Origin of the sequence: Clostridium perfringens ATCC 13124 (genome assembly GCF_000013285.1) — a bacterium.
GTDB lineage: Bacteria > Bacillota > Clostridia > Clostridiales > Clostridiaceae > Sarcina > Sarcina perfringens.
In genome coordinates this window covers 3,127,465-3,146,775 of the sequence record NC_008261.1, presented here as the reverse complement: position 1 = coordinate 3,146,775, position 19,311 = coordinate 3,127,465, and the positions used below count along the sequence as shown (strand labels likewise).

The following is a 19,311-nucleotide window of genomic DNA, read 5'->3' as shown; positions in this document are numbered from 1 at the left end:
TTAAGAGGTGAGTTTTTATGAAAAAATATATAGTAGCATTAGATCAAGGAACAACAAGCTCTAGAGCAATAATTTTTGATAAAGAACAAAATATTATTGGGGTAAGCCAAAAGGAATTTAATCAAATTTATCCTAGAGAAGGATGGGTTGAGCATGATCCAATGGAAATATGGGCAACTCAATATAGTGTACTTCAAGAAGTTATGGCTAAGTGTAATATAACTCAAGAAAATATAGCAGCTATTGGAATAACTAACCAAAGAGAAACTACAATAGTTTGGGATAAAAATACAGGGGTTCCAATATACAATGCAATTGTTTGGCAATGTAGAAGAACTGCTGATATATGCGATGAGTTAAAAGAAAGAGATGGACTTGTAGACTATATTAGAGAAAATACAGGACTTGTACTTGATGCATATTTTTCAGGAACAAAAATAAAATGGATATTAGACAATGTTGAAGGTGCAAGAGAAAAAGCTGAAAAGGGTGAGCTTTTATTTGGTACAGTAGACAGTTGGCTTGTTTGGAAGCTTACAAATGGAAAAGTTCATGTAACTGATTATACTAATGCATCTAGAACTATGATATTTAACATAAAGAACCTTGAATGGGATGAAAGAATGTTAAAGGAACTAGACATTCCTAGAAGTATGTTACCAGAAGTAAAAAATTCATCTGAAATTTACGGATATGCAAACCTTGGAGCAAAAGGTGGAATAAGAGTTCCTATAGCTGGAATAGCTGGGGACCAACAAGCTGCTTTATTTGGACAAGCTGCTTTTAATAAAGGTGACGTAAAAAATACTTATGGAACAGGATGTTTCTTATTAATGAACACAGGAGAAGAACTTGTTAAAAGTAAATCAGGACTTTTAACAACAATAGCTATTGGATTACACGGAAAAGTTCAATATGCTTTAGAAGGATCAGTATTTGTTGGAGGAGCTGTTATCCAATGGCTTAGAGATGAATTAAGAATTATAAGTGATTCTAGTGATACTGAATACTTTGCTACAAAGGTAGAAGATAATGGTGGAGTATATGTTGTTCCTGCCTTCGTTGGATTAGGAGCTCCTTATTGGGATATGTATGCTCGTGGAACCATAGTAGGATTAACACGTGGAACTAATAGAAATCATATAATAAGAGCAGCACTTGAATCAATTGCATATCAAACAAGAGATGTGCTTGAAGCTATGATAAACGATGTTGGATATGATATAAATTGTATAAAGGTAGATGGAGGAGCAAGTAGAAATAATTTCTTAATGCAATTCCAATCAGATTTAGTTGGTAAAAAGGTAATTAAGCCTATAATTACAGAAACAACAGCTTTAGGAGCTGCTTATCTTGCAGGATTAGCAGTTGGTTACTGGAGTGATAAAGAAGAAATAGCTAAGTTATGGTTTGCAAGTGAAGAATTTGAGCCAACTATTTCTGAAGAGAGAAGAAATAAATATCATAAGAAATGGAAAAAGGCTGTTGAAAGATCAAAAGGATGGGCACTTGAAGATTAAAAAAGGTCTGGAAACATTTACAGAAATATGATATAATTAAATAAAAGTTAATAAATAATTTTAATTTTGTGTGTAAGAGAGAAGAGAGCTAGACACAAAAAGGATATTCTTATGTCTTTTTTGAGTTTGGTTCTTTTTTATTTTTAAAAAAGGGAGCGATATTTAATGATTTATGATGTAGCAATTATAGGATCTGGAGTAATAGGTGGAGCAATATTTAGAGAATTAACAAAGTATAATTTAAAGGTTGTAGAATTAGAAAAAGAAAATGACGTTGCTATGGGAGCATCTAAGGCAAATTCAGCAATTGTCCATTCAGGATATGATCCTGAACCAGGAACATTAATGGCAAAATACAATGTTGAAGGAAATAAGATGTTTGATAAGCTTTGTAAAGACTTATCAGTTCCTTTTAAGAGAAATGGATCATTAATTATAGGTTTTGATGAAGATGACCAAAAAGAATTAGAGGTTTTATATAATAGAGGAATTCAAAACGGAGTAGAAGGAGTAAAACTTTTATCAGCAGAAGAAATTTTAGAAATGGAACCAAACTTAAATAAAGATGTAAAGGGAGCTTTATTCTGCCCAACAGGAGGAATTGTTGGAGCATATGAATTTACTATAGCTCTTTCAGAAAATGCTATAGATAATGGAGGAGAATTAAGACTAAACTCTAAAGTTGTTGGTATTGAAAAAGATGAAAACTTCAAAATAAAACTTGAAAATGGTGATGTAGTAGAAGCTAGATTCGTAGTAAACGCAGCAGGTATTTATGCTGATAAGATTCACAATATGGTTTGTGAGGAAGACTTTAAGATAACTCCTAGAAAAGGTGAATACTATGTTTTAGATAAGAGCCAAGGAAGATTATTTGAAAAGACAATATTCCAATGTCCAACTAAACTTGGAAAAGGGGTTTTAGTTACTCCAACAGTTCATGGAAATTTATTAGTTGGTCCAGATGCTATTGATACTTGTGATAAAGATTCAGTTTCTACCGAGTATGATGGATTAGCTAAGGTTAGAGAAGTTTCTTTAAAAACAACTAACAAAGTTAATTTTAGAGAAAATATTAGAAACTTTGCAGGACTTCGTGCTATAGCTGATAAGCCTGACTTCATAATTGGAGAAGCTAAAGATGTAAAAGGATTCTTTGATGTAGCAGGAATAAAATCACCAGGTTTAAGTTCAGCACCAGCTATTGCGGTGGATGTAGTTAAAATGCTTGGTGAAAGTGGACTAGCTTTAGAGAAAAAAGATAATTTCAATGAAAAAAGAGAACAAGTACACTTTATAGAACTTTCTCCAGAAGAAAAAGCAAATTTAATTAAAAAAGATAGTAGATATGGAAGAATAATTTGTAGATGTGAAAATATAACTGAGGGAGAGATTGTTGATAGTATAAATAGAACTTTAGGAGCTAGAACTATTGATGGAGTTAAGAGAAGATGTCGTCCTGGTTGTGGAAGATGTCAAGGTGGTTTCTGTGGACCTAGAGTTCAAGAAATAATATCTCGTGAAACTGGTATGAATATAGAAGAAGTGCTTTTAGATAAAAATGGTTCATATATAATAAGTGGAAAAACAAAGTAGGAGGATTTAGTTATGAAATATGATTTAGTAGTTGTAGGTGGAGGCCCAGCAGGATTAGCAGCAGCTTATGAAGCTCATGAAAATGGAGTAGAAAAAATATTAATTATAGAAAGAGATAAAGAACTAGGTGGAATCTTAAATCAATGTATTCATAACGGATTTGGTCTTCATACCTTTAAAGAAGAACTTACAGGACCTGAATATGCTGGAAGATTTATTGACATGGTAGAAGGAACTAACATAGAAGTTATGTTAGATACAATGGTTTTAGAAATAGAAGGAAAAATAATACATGCTATAAATACTGAAAAAGGATATTTAACAATAGAAGCAGAAGCTATAGTACTTGCTATGGGATGCCGTGAAAGAACAAGAGGAGCTATAAGTATTCCAGGAGATAGACCATCAGGAATATTCACTGCAGGGGCTGCTCAAAGATTTATCAATATGGAAGGCTACATGGTAGGTAAAAAAGTAGTTATCTTAGGATCAGGGGATATTGGGCTTATAATGGCTAGAAGAATGACTCTTGAAGGAGCTAAGGTAGAGGCTGTTGTTGAACTTATGCCTTATTCAAATGGATTAACTAGAAATATTGTTCAATGTTTAGAGGATTATGGAATTCCACTATACCTATCTCATACAGTTATTGATGTTAAAGGTGATGGAAGATTAGAAAAGGTTATTATAGCTAAGGTTGATGAAAATAGACAACCTATAAAAGGCACTGAAATAGAATTTGATGCTGATACATTATTATTATCAGTTGGATTAATACCAGAAAATGAACTTTCAAAAAATGCAGGAGTTGAATTAGACCTTAGAACTAATGGACTTGTAGTTTCTGAAAGTATGGAAACAAATAGAGAAGGTATATTTGCCTGTGGTAATGTTGTCCATGTTCATGACTTAGTTGACTTTGTAACTGAGGAAGCTAAAAATGCAGGAAAGAATGCTGCTAAATATATTAAAGGTAAAAAGAGATTAAATCATTTCACTGAAATAAAAAATGGAGAAAATATAAGTTATACAGTTCCTCAAAAATTTGAAATTGAATCTTTAGATGGAAATTTAAATGTGTTTATGAGAGTTAGAAATGTATTTAAAAATAAACAAATAGTAGTTAGAGATGAAGAAGGAAATGTTATTCAAAGCTTTAAGAAACCTCATGTTGTTCCTGCAGAAATGGAGAGAATTACAATTCTTAAAGATAAGCTAAAAAATGCTAAAGGAGCAATAACAATTTCATTAGAGGATGGTGAATAATAATGGTAAAAGAATTAATATGCATAGTATGTCCTAGAGGATGTCATTTAACAGTAGACACAGAGTTAGAAAAGGTTACAGGAAACACATGTAAAAGAGGAGAAATTTATGGATTAAATGAGGTTAAAAATCCAACTAGAATAGTAACTTCAACTGTTAAAATAGATGGTTGTGACAACATAGTTGTTCCAGTTAAAACAGAGGAACCTATTCCAAAGGGAATGATATTTGATGTAATGAAGGAAATTAACAAGGCTTCTGTTAAACTTCCAATTAAAGTTGGAGATGTAATTATAGAAGATGTTTTAGGAACAGGTGTTAGCATAGTCTCTGCCAAGACAGTTTCATAAATAAATTAAGAAAGGTATCTGAAAAAATCAGATACCTTTCTCTTTTAATACATCTAATATTATATGTACATTAATTAGGATAGAATAAACAGTCCTAACTAGTGAGTAGCTAAAAATAGATATTTAAATATTTAAATATTTAAATTAATTATGACCATTTAACGAGTGTATGCCATTTATGTAAAGCACCTCATAGTAATAATATATTTAATATTTAAATTAATGATTAACCCTTAAATACAAATTTTAGAGTGTATGCCGATTTTGTAAGGCACCTCTTATTTATAAGTTAAGATATTAACTTTATATATTTTTGCTACATTAGTATATTAACCAATATATTTTTTTTTATACTTAAGATTTAAAATTTTTTTAGAATACTTGGAATATGAAGAATTTTAAATAATATGATTCGTCAGAGTTCCAAAGTATAGGGTGGTCTGCACTTTGAGTTCTAACTTCTATTTGTCTTAAAGTTCTTCTTGCATCATGAGCAGCCTCAGCTACAGTTTTCTTTAATTGTTCTTCATCCATATAATGTGAACAAGAGCATGTAGCGAAGTAACCACCTTCTTTAACCATTTTTATTCCTCTAAGATTTATTTCTTTATATCCTCTTATTGCTTGCTTAACAGTATTTCTTGATTTTGTGAAAGCTGGTGGATCTAAAATAACAACACCAAATTGTTTTCCTTCTCTTGACCAATCTCCTAATACATCAAAGGCATTATGCTTTTCAAATTTAACCCTATCTTGAAGGTTATTAAGTTCAGCGTTTCTAGTAGCACAGTCTACAGCGTGTTGAGATACATCTATTCCTAAAACTGATTTAGCACCTGCTATACCGGCATTTAAAGCAAAAGAGCCAGTATGAGTGAAGCAATCTAAAACATCCATACCTTTACATATTCTATGCATTGCAGCTCTGTTTTCTTTTTGATCTAAGAAGAAACCAGTTTTTTGACCATTTTCTAAGTCAACTATGTATTTAACTCCATTTTCAACTATTTGTATATCTGTATCAAATGGTTCAGTTAAGAAGCCTTTTCTTTGCTCTAAACCTTCTATTTCTCTAGTTTTTATATCACTTCTTTCATAGACACCTTTAGCACCGTATTCCTCAACTAGAATTTTAACTATTAGGTCTCTATATTTATCCATTCCAAGAGTTGATATTTGAATTACATAATAATCTTCAAATTTATCAACTGTTAAACCAGGAAGGAAATCAGCCTCTCCAAAGATGAATCTACATGAAGATGTATCTATAACTTTCTTTCTATATTCCCATGCAGTTTTAAATCTTCTCTTGAAGAAATCCTCATCTATTTCTTCATCTATATCTTTAGTCATTATTCTTATAGTTATTTTACTTCTGTCATTTATATAGCCTTTTCCTAAGAAATAACCTTTATGATTGTAAACTTCAACTATATCTCCGTTTTCATAATCTCCATCATATTCGTTTATTTCATCAATATATATCCAAGGTCTGCCTTGTTCAGCTTTTTTGTTTTTACCTTTGTGTAAATAAAACTTACTCGCCATTTAAATAGCTCCTTCCAAAATAATTCTTATAAGATTATAACATATTCTAGGCTTTCCAATAGGTTTAAAATGCATTTAAGAAAAATAAATTGGTACTTTAGAATAATAAGATAATATTTAATATATATTTCTAATAAGAGTAATTTTAAGGATTGAAAAAAATGATAAAAGCTATAGTTATTCCTACACCTAAAAGATTAAAGAAATACATAAGAGATACTGACTTTAAAAAGAAGGCGAAATCTTTTGTTACTCCAGAGAGAGCTATTATATATGGAACAATAGGAACAGGTGTAACCATAATGTCTTTAAGTGATGTGCCAGCTAAACCCTTTGTTATAGGAAGTTTATTATATCATGGCATTGCCTATGAAATTTTAGAAAAGTGGTATGATGAGTATGGTAATGACGAAGAGCTTAGAGAAATGATGATGCAAAATAGAGATTATTGGAATAATTTTTATATGAGGTTTTAAACTATAAAAAATTTATGGGTAAAAATTAATACACATCTAAAATAGATACTTAATTTAAAATATAACTAGAATTTATTAGGAAAAATATATATAATAATTATAGACTTTATAGCTAGGGGTGCCTTTGGCTGAGAGATAACATTTCGTTATTAACCCTTAAACCTGATCTGGATAATACCAGCGTAGGAAAGCCTGTAGAAAGTTTTATAATAGTATTTTATATGTTTAGATTATTATGACTTTTTATAAATTAAGCTACATCCTACATGGATGTAGCTTTTATTTTTTTATTAGACATATTATAACAAACTATTATTATAAACTAAAAAGTGTATGAAGTTTTTAGTTAGAGTTTTATAAAACTTTGAGGTAATTCTTATTTGGGCTATTAGGTTTAATCATAAGATTAAAGGAGATATAGAATATGAGATTTACAGAAAAATTATTAAAAGAAGCAATGCCTATATGGGAGAAGTATTTAGATCACCCATTTATAAAGGAAATTGGAGAAGGAACTCTTGATAAGAATAAATTTAAAGAATATTTAGTTCAGGATTACCTTTATTTAAAAGAGTATGCTAAAGTTTTTTGTGCTGGAGTAGTTAAAGCTAAAACTATGGAAGAAATGAAATTCTTTTATAATTCAACAAAGGGAACTATGGAGGATGAAACAGCAGTACATATAGAATATTTAAAAGAATTTGGTATATCAGAATTAGATGCAGAGAAAAGAGAATATAAGAGTACTACTATAAGTTATACAAGCTATATGCAAGCAATAGCATTAACCGGAGATTTAGATGAGATTGCTATTGCAACTTTACCATGTACATGGAGTTATAGCTACATAGGAAAATATATTTCAAAAAAATACTCTAACAAATTACAGGGGAATTTCTTTAAACCTTGGATTGATGAGTATGCTTCTGATGGATTTGATAAGTTTACAGATGAGTGGTTAGCTTACGTAGATAAAAAATGTTCAAACTTATCTGAAGAAAAACAAAAAAGATTAATAGATATATTTAAAAGAGCTAGTTTGTACGAACTTGATTTTTGGAATATGGCTTATGATGAAGGTGAAAAATAATGAGTGTTTATTTAGTAGCTTTAATTGGAATTTTAATATTAGGTTTATACATATTAGATTTAAGAAAACATAAAATTACAACAAGAGAAATTATAATGATTGGACTAAGTGTAGCTATTTCTTATGTGCTTTATATGATACCTTTAGTTAGATATCCTCAAGGTGGTGGAATAACTTTCTTTTCTATGCTTCCAATAATGCTTTTATCATTAGTATATGGAAGAACTGTTGGAGTTACAGGAGGATTAATATTTGGGCTTTTAAAAATATTAAATGGAGCTTTTATAGTACACCCAGTACAATTTTTACTTGATTACATACTGTCAAATATGGCTTTAGGACTAGCAGGATCATTTGGAATAGATAAGAAATATAAAATATTCCTTGGTTCACTTATGGCTGGTAGTATAAGTACTTTTGTAAGCATAGTATCAGGAGTGATTTTCTTTGGTCAATATGCTCCTCCAGGAATGAATTTATGGATTTATTCAATAATTTATAATACAAGCAGTGCAGGAGTTGAAAGTTTATTAACAGCTATAGTAATAACAATAATGCCAATAAAAATGTTAGCTAAAAGAATGAAGCCTATAAATAATATATAGAAATTTTTAATAGGGAGTTGCATCATAATTAAATTAGATTATTTGATGCAGCTCTTATTTTAGTTTTGGAAGAAACTTGAGTTTATATTATAATGAAAATAAGATTTGTTTTGAAAAGGATGGATAATCGATGAATTTAATAACTCTTGAAAATATAAGTAAGAGCTATTCAGAAAAAATTTTAGCTAATAATGTATCTTTAGGAATAAATGAAGGAGAGAAGATTGGTCTTATAGGAGTTAACGGAACTGGAAAATCTTCTTTCTTAAAAATAGTTGCTGGAGTTGAAGAACCAGACGAAGGAACAGTAACAAAGGGAAATAGAGTAAGAATAGAGTATCTTGCTCAAACACCAGATTATGATGATAATGCTACTGTTTTAGAGCAAGTTTTTAAGGGTAACTCAGAGGAAATGAGAATCTTAAGAGAATACGAAGAGTTACTTGAAAAAATAGATAAGGGTGAAGTTAAAGAGAATGATTCTGAAAGATTAATAAGGCTTCAAGGAAAAATAGATGCTTTAAATCTTTGGGATATGGAAAGTGAAGCAAAGAATGTTTTAACTAAGCTTGGAATAACTAATTTTGAAGAAAAAGTAGGAAATCTTTCTGGAGGACAAAAGAAGAGAATAATGCTTGCAGCTGCCTTAATAACTCCTTGTGAATTATTAATACTAGATGAGCCTACTAACCATTTAGATAATGAAACTATAAGTTGGTTAGAAGAATATTTAAATAGTAGAAAAGGCGCTCTTTTAATGATTACTCATGATAGATACTTCCTAGATAGAGTAACAAACAGAATATTAGAATTAGATAGAGGTAGATTATTTAGCTATGATGGAAACTATTCTGTTTTCTTAGAAAAGAAGATGGAGAGAATAGCCATAGAAAAAGCCAGTGAGGAAAAAAGACAAAATCTTATGAGAAAAGAACTAGCTTGGGTAAGAAGAGGTGCAAAGGCTAGAACTACTAAGCAAAAAGCTAGACTTCAAAGATTTGATAAATTAGTAAATCAAGAAGGATTTATTGAAAATGAAAATATAGAAATCTCTGTTATGGGAACGAGATTAGGAAAGAAAATAATAGAGATAGAACACCTAAATAAAAGCTTTGGTGATAAAAAGATTGTTGATGATTTTAACTATATAGTACTAAGAAGTGATAGAATAGGTATTGTAGGACCTAATGGAATTGGTAAATCAACACTTATGGGAATGATTGAAGGAAAAGTAGCACCAGATAGTGGAGAAATAATAAAAGGTGAAACTGTAAAAATAGCTTGCTTCTCACAGGAAGATACACATATGCATCCAGAGATGAGAGCTATAGATTACATAAAAGAAGCTGGAGAGTATTTACAAACTGCCACAGGTGAAAGAATAACTGCATCACAAATGTGTGAGAAGTTTTTATTTGATGGAACACTTCAGTGGACAATGATAGGTATGCTATCTGGAGGAGAAAGAAGAAGACTTCACCTTTTAAGAGTTCTAATGGAAGCCCCTAATGTGCTTTTACTAGATGAGCCTACAAATGATTTAGATATTGAAACTTTAAATAGATTAGAAGATTATTTAGACGATTTTGGTGGAGTTGTCATAACTGTATCCCATGATAGATATTTCCTAGATAGAATTTGTAATAAGATATTTTCTTATGAGGGAAATGGAAAAATAGATATTTATACTGGGAACTATGGGGATTATCTTCTAAGCAAAGAAGAAGATGCTGTTAATAATAAAGAAAAAGAAGTAGCTGTGGATAAAAATAAAAAAGAGCCATCTGTGGATAAAAATAAAAACAAGGGCAAAGTATTAAAATTCTCATTTAAAGAACAAAGAGAATTTGAAACTATAGATGAAGAAATAATGACTCTTGAAGAAAAAATAGAAGAATTAGATTCTTTAATGGCAAAACATGCATCAGAGTATGGTAGACTTCAAGAGCTAATGGAAGAGAAGTCAAAAGTTGAAGAAGAATTAGCCTTTAAATATGAGAGATGGGAATATCTTAATGAGTTAGCAGCACAAATAGAAGAAAACAAAAAGAATAAATAAAATTTACTTTCTTAGATAAGATATTATTTAGGTGAATAAATTAAATTTATATAAATTTGTAGAATTTCTAAAGATTCGATTATATACTAAACTAAAGTTAGAATATACTTAATACTAATATATTGAGTCTAAGGAACGAGAGTTGGTAAAAAGGGGAGCGCTTATGCAAAAGTATTGTAAAAATCAAAATAATATAAATATTTTATTAGATCATGAAAGTGGAAGAGGCTTTAAGGTTACTTTTACTATTAATGAAGAAGGAGAAAGTAATATATTAGTTATTACTAGAGCTCCAAAATCACATAATGCTGAAGATTTAAAAAAAGAATTAAATAAGGCTATAAAATATTTAACGAATAATGAGGATGAACTTGGAATAATAAAAGAAATAAGTTTTGTATTCCTATTTCCTGTTATTGAATATAGCAAGGATGTGCTAGAAGAAGTTTATAATACCAAAGGCGAGCTATTCCTATGTGGAAATGATGGATTTATTGAGAATGGAGAATACTTAAAAAATGACTTAATAATATTTGAAAGTCTAATAAATAGTTCTCACATAATATTTGCTTGGGGAGAGCCAACGTCTAAAGATATTAGAAAGGTGTATGAAAGCAGATTACATTACCTTTTAAAAGGGTTTAAAGTTGTTAAAAATAACTGCTTTGATTTAAAGAAGTTTTATTATGTAGGAACACTTACAAATCAAGGATATCCTAGAAACTATAGTAGTTGGTCTAAAAATTTACAATTAAATGAATTTGAAATTTAAATAAAAAGGGCATGTATCAAAATAATCTTAAGTTTGATACATGCTTTTTGTTTTATAAGCTTTAATACAAAATAAATATTATGTAAAAGTAAAAAAGAGTACCCGAGGGTACTCTTTTAGGGAGATACAAAATTAAAACAGTAAATAAGTTTTGCTTAAAAGAATTATTGGTTGTCTTCAATTAATTCTTCAATTTTGTCTCTACATCTGCAACCTTTGCAAGAACCTTTAGTTGCACCAGTTTTTTCAGCTACTGCTTCTACTGTGTGTGCACCATTTTTGATAGCTTCCTTTATCTTTGCTCTTGAGATTGCTCTGCAGATACAAACTTTAGTCATTTTATCAATTACTTGTTGATTTAAATTATTGTTATCATTCATACTATTTTCCTCCTAATTATATCAAAGTAAAACAGCACGATTAACAAAAGGGAATGGAATGTATTTGATGATTTAATTATAAGTTAACTGATAAGAAAAGTCAACATTAAATAATAAAAATTATTGATTAATTTTTATTATTTGATATATAAGTCTTAACTTATAATATTAGGTTGTACAAAAATAGAATTTTTATTATAAAAGCAAATTAAATAATTAATGAAAGCTTTCAAATATATGGATTTGTTTCGTTGACTTTTTAAAAGTGCTATTATATAATTTCTTTAAAGACTGTGAACAGGGCAAGTACTTATATAGAACCTTATTCAGAGAGTAGTTGGTTGGTGTGAAACTATAGGTATATTTAAGGAAAATCACCTGGGAGTTGGAGACTGAAAGGAATATATTCTTATTAAGTTATCCCGTATATCCACGTTACAGGATGCGAGCATTATAGGTGCTTTTAATTACCTATCATAAAAACGTAAAATTTTAATATTTATAATTGAATTATATAGATAGGTTTGAACTTTAGGTGGTATAGCGAATATAACTTCGTCCTTTTAGGATGGAGTTTTTTTTATTTTACTTAAAGAAGTCTGGCTAAATAATCAATTATAAGTAAATAATTAAAATATTAAATAAGAGAAGGAAAGGAGTTTCAATATGTATAAAAAAGTTGAATTACCTAAGGGTTTTGTAGGCGTAGAAAAAGAAGTTGCAGACCTTTGGAAAGAAAAAAACATAATAAAAAAGAACTTTGATATGAATCAAGATGGTGAATACTTTACTTTCTATGACGGACCTCCAACAGCTAATGGTAAACCACACGTAGGTCACGTATTAACAAGAGTTATGAAAGATATAATCCCAAGATACAAAGTTATGAAGGGATATAAAGTTATAAGAAAAGCTGGATGGGATACTCATGGACTTCCAGTTGAGCTTGAAATAGAGAAGAAGTTAGGAATTTCAGGTAAACCTCAAATAGAGGATTACGGTGTTGAGAAATTCGTAACTGAGTGTAAAGATAGTGTATTCACATATGTTAGCATGTGGGAAAAAATGACTGAGCAAATAGGTTATTGGGTAGATATGGAGAATCCATATGTTACTTATCACAATCCATACATAGAATCAGTATGGTGGGCTTTAAAACAAATGTGGGATAAAAAACTTTTATACAAAGGTTATAAAACAATGCCTTACTGCCCAAGATGTGGAACAAGTTTATCATCACACGAAGTTTCACAAGGATACAAGGATGTTAAGGACTTAACTGCTGTAGCTAAGTTTAAAGTTAAAGGAGAAGATAATAAGTACTTCTTAGCTTGGACAACAACTCCTTGGACTTTACCTTCAAACGTTGCTTTATGTATAAATAAAGCTTATGACTATGTAGAAGCTAAGCAAGCTGAAGGTGATGAAATCTTCATCTTAGCTAAAGAATTAGCACCTAAGGTTTTAGGAGAAGGATTTGAAATAGTTAGAGAGTTCAAAGGTGAAGAGTTATTAGGAATGGAATATGAGCAATTATTACCATTTGTAACTCCAACTGAAGGAAAAGCTTTCGTAGTTGTTCATGGTGACTATGTAACTTTATCAGATGGTACTGGTATAGTTCATATAGCTCCTGCTTATGGTGAGGACGATAACTTAATAGGAAAGCAAAATGGATTAGCATTCTTAAACTTAGTTGACTTAAGTGGTAACTTTGTAGAAGAAGTAACTCCATGGGCTGGAAAATTCGTTAAGAAATGTGACCAACAAATCGTTGATTACTTAAAAGAACAAAATAAATTATTTAAAGCTGAAAAGCATACTCACTCATATCCACATTGTTGGAGATGTGACACACCACTTCTTTACTATCCAAAAGAAAGCTGGTTTGTTGCAATGACAACTTTAAGAGACAAACTTTTAGCTAACAATGAAAAAATAAATTGGTACCCAGATAACATAAAGAACGGTAGATTTGGTAAGTTCTTAGAGAATGTTATAGATTGGGGTATCTCAAGAGATAGATACTGGGGAACTCCACTTCCAATATGGGAATGTGAATGCGGACACAGAGAATGTATAGGAAGCATTGAAGAGTTAAAAACTAAAGGAATAAATGTTCCAGAAGATATAGAACTTCATAAACCATATATCGATAAAGTTCATTTAAATTGTCCTCATTGTAATAAAGAGATGAAAAGAACAGCTGAGGTTATAGACTGTTGGTTTGATTCAGGATCAATGCCATTTGCTCAACATCACTATCCATTTGAGAACAAAGAATTATTTGAAGCTAACTACCCAGCTCAATTCATATCAGAAGCTGTTGACCAAACAAGAGGATGGTTCTATACATTATTAGCAATATCAACTGCTATATTTGATAGAAATCCATTTGAAAACTGTATAGTTTTAGGTCACGTTCTTGATAAGAAGGGCTTAAAGATGTCAAAATCTAAGGGTAACGTAGTTGATCCATTTGAAGTACTTGATTCACAAGGTGCTGATGCTACAAGATGGCATTTCTATACTGCAAGTGCTCCATGGTTACCAACTAGATTCTCAATAGAAGATGTTGCTGAAACTCAAAGAAAATTCTTAAGCACATTATGGAATGTTTACTCATTCTATGTTTTATATGCAGAGTTAGACAGCTTCAATCCATTAGACTACAAAGATTTCGTATCAGATAACGTAATGGATAAATGGATAATGTCAAAACTTAATACTTTAGTTAAGGATGTAGACGATCATTTAAATAATTATAGAATAACTCAAGCTGCTTTAGAAATAGAAGAGTTTACTGATGAGTTATCAAACTGGTATGTAAGAAGAAATAGAGCTAGATACTGGTCAGAAGAATTAACTGATGACAAGATAGGTGCATACACTACTTTATACAGAGTTTTAGTAACTTTATGTAAAGTTGCAGCTCCATTCGTACCATTTATAACAGAAGAAATTTATCAAAACTTAGTAGTTAACTTAGATGAAAATGCTTTAGAAAGTATTCACTTAGGAGCATGGCCAGAAGTTGATGAAAAGGCTATAGATAAAAAATTAGAAGAAAAAATGGATTTAGCTTATAAGATAGTTAAACTTGGAAGAAGTGCTAGAAACGGTGCTAACATCAAGAATAGACAGCCACTTTCAAAAATGCTTCTTTCAACTTCAGAGCTTCCAGATTATTATGGAGACATAATTAAAGATGAGTTAAACATCAAGGAAGTAGAATTAGGAGCTGACCTTTCTAAATATGTTAACTTCGAAATTAAGCCTAACCTACCTGTTTTAGGAAGAGCTTATGGTAAGTTAATACCAGCTATAAGAAAAGAAATAGCTTCAAGAAACCAAATGGAATTAGCTCAAAAAATCCAAAATGGTGGAGTAGAAGTTATCACTGTAGATGGAAATGAAATAGAATTAAATGCTGAAAACTTACTTGTAACAATGCAAGGATTAGAAGGATTCGCATTTGCTGGAGAAGGATCAGTTGGTGTTGTTTTAGATACTACTATAACTGATGAATTAAGAGAAGAAGGTCATGTAAGAGAAATCATATCAAAAATCCAAAACATGAGAAAAGAAAGTGGATTTGAGGTTGCTGATAAGATAACTCTTTACGTAGCTGAAAATGATATGCTTTTAGATGTAATCAAGAAATTTGAAGATGTTATAAAGAAAGAAACTTTAACTGAAGAAATTGTTTATAACGGAGATGCTGATTACTCAGAAGCTAAAGTAAATGGTGAAATATTAAAAATGGCTGTTTCAAAAAGAGCTTAATTAAAATAAAAGAGAGCAAGTTATTGCTCTCTTTTTTTATGTAATTTATTTATTCCAAAGTTCTTTTGGTCCTTCATTAACTAACTTTGAAAATCCGCCCATCATATTATAAAGTTCTGTAAAGCCATTATCCTCTAAAATTTCACAAGCTTGCATACTTCTAGAACCTCTTCTACAGTAAACAAGTATTGGTGAATCTTCATATCCATCAAGTTCATCTATAGAGAATAGTAATCTTCCTAAAGGAATAAGTTTGGCATTTTTAATATATCCATCTTCCTTATACTCTTCTTCAGTTCTTACATCTAAAATTAGTAAATCTTTATTTTCATCTATTAATTTTATAGATTCTGTTATATCTATATCTTTATACATTAAAGTTTCCTCCTAGAAATTCTCTTTTATTTATTATAAATTTTTAAAAGTATGGTTAATATATCAATAAGTAATAATATATTTGATTATACAACATAATTCAATTATTTTAGAAAAATTTATAATATATAATAATATTTGCATTGAATTAATATTTGAATTTTATTACAATTATTAATAAGAAAACGTTTTTTTGAAAAAAAATTAAAAGGAATTTGACCAAATTGCAGAAATATACATAAATTCCTTGTATAAATGTAAAGTTATCATTATAATATTGAAGTATTAAGAAATAGATAGGTAATAAGTTAGAGTATAGGAGTTGAGTTAGATGGCTGCTTCAATTAAAGACGTTGCTAGAGAAGCTGGAGTGTCAATAGCAACAGTTTCAAGAGTATTAAATGACATAGACGTTGTAAACGAAGAAACTAAGAAAAAAGTTTTAGAAGCTATAAAAAAACTAGGATATAGACCTAATATAGTGGCAAGAAGTTTAAAAACACATAGAACAAGAACTGTAGGTATATTAGTACCTGATATATCAAACCAAATATATCCTGAAATAGTTAGAGGTGCTGAGGACGTAGCTAACATATATAAATATAATGTAATGTTATGTAATTCAGACTTAGATTTAGAAAAAGAAAAGGAATACTTAAGAGTTCTTAAGGAAAAAATGGTTGATGGTGTTCTTTACATGAGTTCATCACTAGGAGAAGAAACTTTAAATTTAATAAATGAATTAGATTTAAAAACAGTTTTAGTTGAAAATGATGAGCAAAATGGTAAGTTCCCAAGTGTAACTATAGATAATGAAAAAGCTACATATGAAGCTACTAATCATTTAATTGATAAAGGTATGAAAAACATAGCTTTCATAGGTGTAGAAGGTGATTTAAATAATGCTTGGGGTAAAAGATACAAAGGATACCAAGCTGCATTAAAAGATGCTGGAATAGAAATGAAAGAAGAATTAACTTACTTTAAAAACTTAAAGGTTAAGACTGGATATGATGCTATTTTAGCAATGCTTGAAAATGGTCAAAAAATAGAAGGAATAATCTGTGCTTCAGATGAAATAGCTATGGGTGCTATAAACGCTTTAAGAGATAAAGGAATAAAGGTTCCTGAAGAAGTTAGCGTTATAGGATTTAACGACATAGATTTAGCACATGTATTCTATCCAAAATTAACTACTGTATCACAACCAATGTATGATATGGGATCAATAGCTATGAGAATGTTAATTAAAATAATAAATAATAAACCTTTAGATCAAGATCATTTTGTATTAGATCATGATTTAATAGAAAGAGATAGCTGTAAGTAATTAATGCATAAAAAATGCATAATCATTAGGTAACATAAGATTAAATTATGTTACCTTTTTTTATTTATGGAAAAATTTAAATTTTAGTAAGGGAGGAGTTGGAGGTGAAAAATAAGAGAAAATTAATAATATTAGGTTTAATTCTTTTCGCCCTAATAGGTATATATATTGGAAAAAACTATATTGAGGGAATAAAGCAAATAAATTTTCAGTCAATTAATGTGGTTGAAAATTTAGAAGAAGCAAAAGAGGGCATACCAACAATAATAATGTTTAAAACAGATACTTGTCCTTATTGTGTCGAAATGCAAAAAGAGTTAAGTTATGTTTCAAAAGAAAGAGAAGGAAAATTTAATATTTACTATGCTAGATTAGAAGAGGAGAAAAATATAGATTTAGCATATAAATATGATGCTAATATTGTTCCAACTACTGTGTTTTTAGATAAAGAAGGTAATAAATTCTATGTTCATCAAGGGCTTATGAGAAAGAATAATATAGAAACCATTTTAAATTCTTTGGGGGTTAAATAGAATATGGAATTTTTAGCTTATTTTAATAGTGTCATATCTAATAATATATTTTTAGCCATAATACTATCATTTTTTGCAGGAGTAGTAGCCTCTTTTAGTCCATGTACCCTTTCATCTATTCCATTATTAATAGGATATGTTCAAGGTAGTGAGGTTAAGGATAATAAGAAAGCATTTAAGTATTCACTGATATTTTCAATTGGACTTGGAATAACATTTACTGTAATAGGTTTACTTACAGCCTTAATAGGAAAAGCCTTTTTAGGTGCAGGAAAGTTTTGGTATATAATATTGGCTTTTATTATGATAGGATCAGGGCTACAAGTTCTTGATGTAATAAATTTATTTGGAGATAAAAAAGAGGCTTGTAAAATCACTAAAAGAAGAGAGGGAATTTTAGATGCCTTCTTTTTAGGAATATTAAGTGGAATATTAGCATCTCCTTGTGCAACACCTATAATGGCAGCAATAATAGCCTTTATAGCTGCTAGTGGTAACTTAGTAATAGGAATGATAATGCTTTTAATGTATTCATTAGGTCATAGTGTTTTAATAATTTTAGCTGGAACATCCTTTGGATTAGTTGAGAAAATAGCCTACTCTGAAAATGGTAAAAAGATAGGAAGAGTATTAAAAAATATATTAGGAACAATTATAATATTAGTTGGATTATACTTATTTTATCTTGGAGTATAGAAAATATGTAAACCAAATATACAGAAAGTGTTAAATTAAAATGAACTCAAGCAAAACTTATACTAATTTTGATATGATAATTATTAATATAAATTTTGATTGGAGGATTTTTATGGATCAAAATATCAATAAAAAATTATCAGTTGGACAATTTTTAAAATCTGTATTTAACATATTTATTAAAAATTTAGGAGATATAGCAATAATATCTGTGCTTTTTGCACTTCCTACTATTATAGGGAGAGGAAATGCTATATTTTCAGTAATTGGTATATTCAGCTTAGGATTTTCATCAATAGCTATAATAAAGTTAGCTAACAATTTTATTAGAGGTGAAAAGGTATCTTGGATTGAGACTATAAAATCAGCCTTTAAAAACCCTTTATTTCCTCTAGGAGTATTCCTTATACAAAACTTTGCTGTTTCTTTAGGCTCAAGCATATTTGCACCTTTAGGAATAGTAATATCAATTTTTTTTGTAATAGCTATGCAATGTTCTATATTTGAAAACATAAATGTCATAGAAAGCATAAGAAAAAGTTTTTTATTAGTAAAAAATAATTTTTTAGATATTCTTTTAAAGCAGTTTGCTTTAGTTTTTATAATTAACTTTTTTACAATGACCTTTGCAATGTTTTTAAATCAAAGTGTTTTATCAATAATAATATTTTCACTAGTTTTAAATATTATTACAGCTCTTACCTTAATAGGTGGAAATTTAATATATAAAGAAGTAACGGTTTAAGATTTTTAAAGACTATATAAGAGTCAAATTTATTTATCTATAGATAGTTAAATTTATGGAGAGAAAAAGTTTGATTTCCTATATAGTTTTTTATTTTTAAAATTTCACTGACTAAAAAATTAAAATTAATGTATAATAGAAAAGTTAGTATATATTTAAGAAATATAGATTTAAAGGAGGAGAG

17 protein-coding genes, 1 riboswitch and 1 other annotated feature are annotated in these 19,311 nt (G+C 29.4%); of the genes, 14 read left to right on the top strand and 3 right to left on the bottom strand.

The window, feature by feature from the left end:
- Positions 1–17: 17 nt before the first annotated feature.
- From glpK to CPF_RS14050, 4 genes are all read left to right on the top strand, one after another.
- Complete coding sequence (glpK, locus tag CPF_RS14065) at positions 18–1,520, top strand: glycerol kinase GlpK (protein WP_003456800.1); 1,503 nt, start codon at positions 18–20, stop codon at positions 1,518–1,520.
- Positions 1,521–1,685: 165 nt separating this feature from the next.
- Positions 1,686–3,116 (top strand): NAD(P)/FAD-dependent oxidoreductase, encoded by a 1,431-nt coding sequence (locus tag CPF_RS14060; RefSeq protein WP_011591163.1) that lies wholly within the window; start codon positions 1,686–1,688, stop codon positions 3,114–3,116.
- 12 nt (positions 3,117–3,128) lie between these two features.
- Positions 3,129–4,382 (top strand): FAD-dependent oxidoreductase, encoded by a 1,254-nt coding sequence (locus CPF_RS14055; protein WP_003450714.1) that lies wholly within the window; start codon positions 3,129–3,131, stop codon positions 4,380–4,382.
- 2 nt (positions 4,383–4,384) lie between these two features.
- On the top strand, positions 4,385–4,732 hold the full coding sequence (locus CPF_RS14050) for a DUF1667 domain-containing protein (protein WP_003450634.1): 348 nt from the start codon (positions 4,385–4,387) through the stop codon (positions 4,730–4,732).
- Positions 4,733–5,104: 372 nt separating this feature from the next.
- Here CPF_RS14050 and CPF_RS14045 read toward each other — a convergent pair whose 3' ends face one another.
- Positions 5,105–6,280 (bottom strand): class I SAM-dependent rRNA methyltransferase, encoded by a 1,176-nt coding sequence (locus CPF_RS14045; RefSeq protein ID WP_011591162.1) that lies wholly within the window; start codon positions 6,278–6,280, stop codon positions 5,105–5,107.
- 161 nt (positions 6,281–6,441) lie between these two features.
- Here CPF_RS14045 and CPF_RS14040 point away from each other — a divergent pair, with 161 nt between their 5' ends.
- The 5 genes from CPF_RS14040 (at position 6,442) to CPF_RS14020 (ending at position 11,282) form a co-directional block, all read left to right on the top strand.
- Complete coding sequence (locus CPF_RS14040; protein WP_003456890.1) at positions 6,442–6,756, top strand: hypothetical protein; 315 nt, start codon at positions 6,442–6,444, stop codon at positions 6,754–6,756.
- 104 nt (positions 6,757–6,860) lie between these two features.
- Positions 6,861–6,962, top strand: a riboswitch (TPP riboswitch).
- 218 nt (positions 6,963–7,180) lie between these two features.
- Positions 7,181–7,846, top strand: a complete 666-nt coding sequence (gene tenA, locus CPF_RS14035; protein WP_003463023.1) for a thiaminase II — start codon at positions 7,181–7,183, stop codon at positions 7,844–7,846.
- Positions 7,846–8,451, top strand: a complete 606-nt coding sequence (gene thiT / locus CPF_RS14030) for an energy-coupled thiamine transporter ThiT (protein WP_003472112.1) — start codon at positions 7,846–7,848, stop codon at positions 8,449–8,451. The genes tenA and thiT overlap by 1 nt, the downstream gene beginning before the upstream one ends.
- Before the next feature lie 130 nt (positions 8,452–8,581).
- A complete protein-coding gene (locus tag CPF_RS14025; RefSeq protein WP_011591161.1) occupies positions 8,582–10,510 on the top strand; it encodes an ABC-F family ATP-binding cassette domain-containing protein in 1,929 nt (642 codons plus the stop codon).
- Positions 10,511–10,673: 163 nt separating this feature from the next.
- Positions 10,674–11,282: a DUF1643 domain-containing protein gene (locus CPF_RS14020; protein WP_003450594.1), complete on the top strand. Its 609-nt coding sequence runs from the start codon at positions 10,674–10,676 to the stop codon at positions 11,280–11,282.
- A gap of 164 nt (positions 11,283–11,446) precedes the next feature.
- Here CPF_RS14020 and CPF_RS14015 read toward each other — a convergent pair whose 3' ends face one another.
- On the bottom strand, positions 11,447–11,662 hold the full coding sequence (locus CPF_RS14015) for a (2Fe-2S)-binding protein (RefSeq protein ID WP_003456903.1): 216 nt from the start codon (positions 11,660–11,662) through the stop codon (positions 11,447–11,449).
- A 284-nt stretch (positions 11,663–11,946) separates the two neighbouring features.
- Positions 11,947–12,228 (top strand) — a binding site (T-box leader).
- A gap of 100 nt (positions 12,229–12,328) precedes the next feature.
- On the opposite strand from CPF_RS14015, the gene ileS reads away from it, so the two are divergent.
- Entirely contained in the window at positions 12,329–15,448 is a 3,120-nt protein-coding gene (gene ileS / locus CPF_RS14010; RefSeq protein ID WP_011591160.1) for an isoleucine--tRNA ligase, read from the top strand.
- A 45-nt stretch (positions 15,449–15,493) separates the two neighbouring features.
- Here ileS and CPF_RS14005 read toward each other — a convergent pair whose 3' ends face one another.
- The gene (locus CPF_RS14005) at positions 15,494–15,823 is read right to left on the bottom strand and encodes a rhodanese-like domain-containing protein (RefSeq protein WP_003462958.1); all 330 of its coding nucleotides are present in this window, start codon (positions 15,821–15,823) and stop codon (positions 15,494–15,496) included.
- A gap of 331 nt (positions 15,824–16,154) precedes the next feature.
- Between CPF_RS14005 and CPF_RS14000 the strand changes: the two genes are divergently transcribed.
- The 4 genes from CPF_RS14000 (at position 16,155) to CPF_RS13985 (ending at position 19,127) form a co-directional block, all read left to right on the top strand.
- A complete protein-coding gene (locus CPF_RS14000; protein WP_003450596.1) occupies positions 16,155–17,153 on the top strand; it encodes a LacI family DNA-binding transcriptional regulator in 999 nt (332 codons plus the stop codon).
- 104 nt (positions 17,154–17,257) lie between these two features.
- Positions 17,258–17,686: a thioredoxin family protein gene (locus tag CPF_RS13995; RefSeq protein WP_003456683.1), complete on the top strand. Its 429-nt coding sequence runs from the start codon at positions 17,258–17,260 to the stop codon at positions 17,684–17,686.
- A gap of 3 nt (positions 17,687–17,689) precedes the next feature.
- Positions 17,690–18,382: a cytochrome c biogenesis CcdA family protein gene (locus tag CPF_RS13990; RefSeq protein WP_003456899.1), complete on the top strand. Its 693-nt coding sequence runs from the start codon at positions 17,690–17,692 to the stop codon at positions 18,380–18,382.
- Positions 18,383–18,494: 112 nt separating this feature from the next.
- Positions 18,495–19,127: a hypothetical protein gene (locus CPF_RS13985; protein WP_003463058.1), complete on the top strand. Its 633-nt coding sequence runs from the start codon at positions 18,495–18,497 to the stop codon at positions 19,125–19,127.
- The last annotated feature ends 184 nt before the right edge of the window (positions 19,128–19,311 follow it).

Coding starts and splice junctions, on each gene's coding strand:
- CPF_RS14005 (WP_003462958.1), bottom strand. CDS start 15,823: ATGTATAAAGATATAGATATAACAGAATCTATAAAATTAATAGATGAA.
- CPF_RS13985 (WP_003463058.1), top strand. CDS start 18,495: ATGGATCAAAATATCAATAAAAAATTATCAGTTGGACAATTTTTAAAA.
- ileS (WP_011591160.1), top strand. CDS start 12,329: ATGTATAAAAAAGTTGAATTACCTAAGGGTTTTGTAGGCGTAGAAAAA.
- CPF_RS13990 (WP_003456899.1), top strand. CDS start 17,690: ATGGAATTTTTAGCTTATTTTAATAGTGTCATATCTAATAATATATTT.
- CPF_RS14055 (WP_003450714.1), top strand. CDS start 3,129: ATGAAATATGATTTAGTAGTTGTAGGTGGAGGCCCAGCAGGATTAGCA.
- CPF_RS14045 (WP_011591162.1), bottom strand. CDS start 6,280: ATGGCGAGTAAGTTTTATTTACACAAAGGTAAAAACAAAAAAGCTGAA.
- CPF_RS14025 (WP_011591161.1), top strand. CDS start 8,582: ATGAATTTAATAACTCTTGAAAATATAAGTAAGAGCTATTCAGAAAAA.
- CPF_RS14020 (WP_003450594.1), top strand. CDS start 10,674: ATGCAAAAGTATTGTAAAAATCAAAATAATATAAATATTTTATTAGAT.
- CPF_RS14060 (WP_011591163.1), top strand. CDS start 1,686: ATGATTTATGATGTAGCAATTATAGGATCTGGAGTAATAGGTGGAGCA.
- CPF_RS14000 (WP_003450596.1), top strand. CDS start 16,155: ATGGCTGCTTCAATTAAAGACGTTGCTAGAGAAGCTGGAGTGTCAATA.
- thiT (WP_003472112.1), top strand. CDS start 7,846: ATGAGTGTTTATTTAGTAGCTTTAATTGGAATTTTAATATTAGGTTTA.
- CPF_RS14040 (WP_003456890.1), top strand. CDS start 6,442: ATGATAAAAGCTATAGTTATTCCTACACCTAAAAGATTAAAGAAATAC.
- glpK (WP_003456800.1), top strand. CDS start 18: ATGAAAAAATATATAGTAGCATTAGATCAAGGAACAACAAGCTCTAGA.
- CPF_RS14015 (WP_003456903.1), bottom strand. CDS start 11,662: ATGAATGATAACAATAATTTAAATCAACAAGTAATTGATAAAATGACT.
- CPF_RS14050 (WP_003450634.1), top strand. CDS start 4,385: ATGGTAAAAGAATTAATATGCATAGTATGTCCTAGAGGATGTCATTTA.
- tenA (WP_003463023.1), top strand. CDS start 7,181: ATGAGATTTACAGAAAAATTATTAAAAGAAGCAATGCCTATATGGGAG.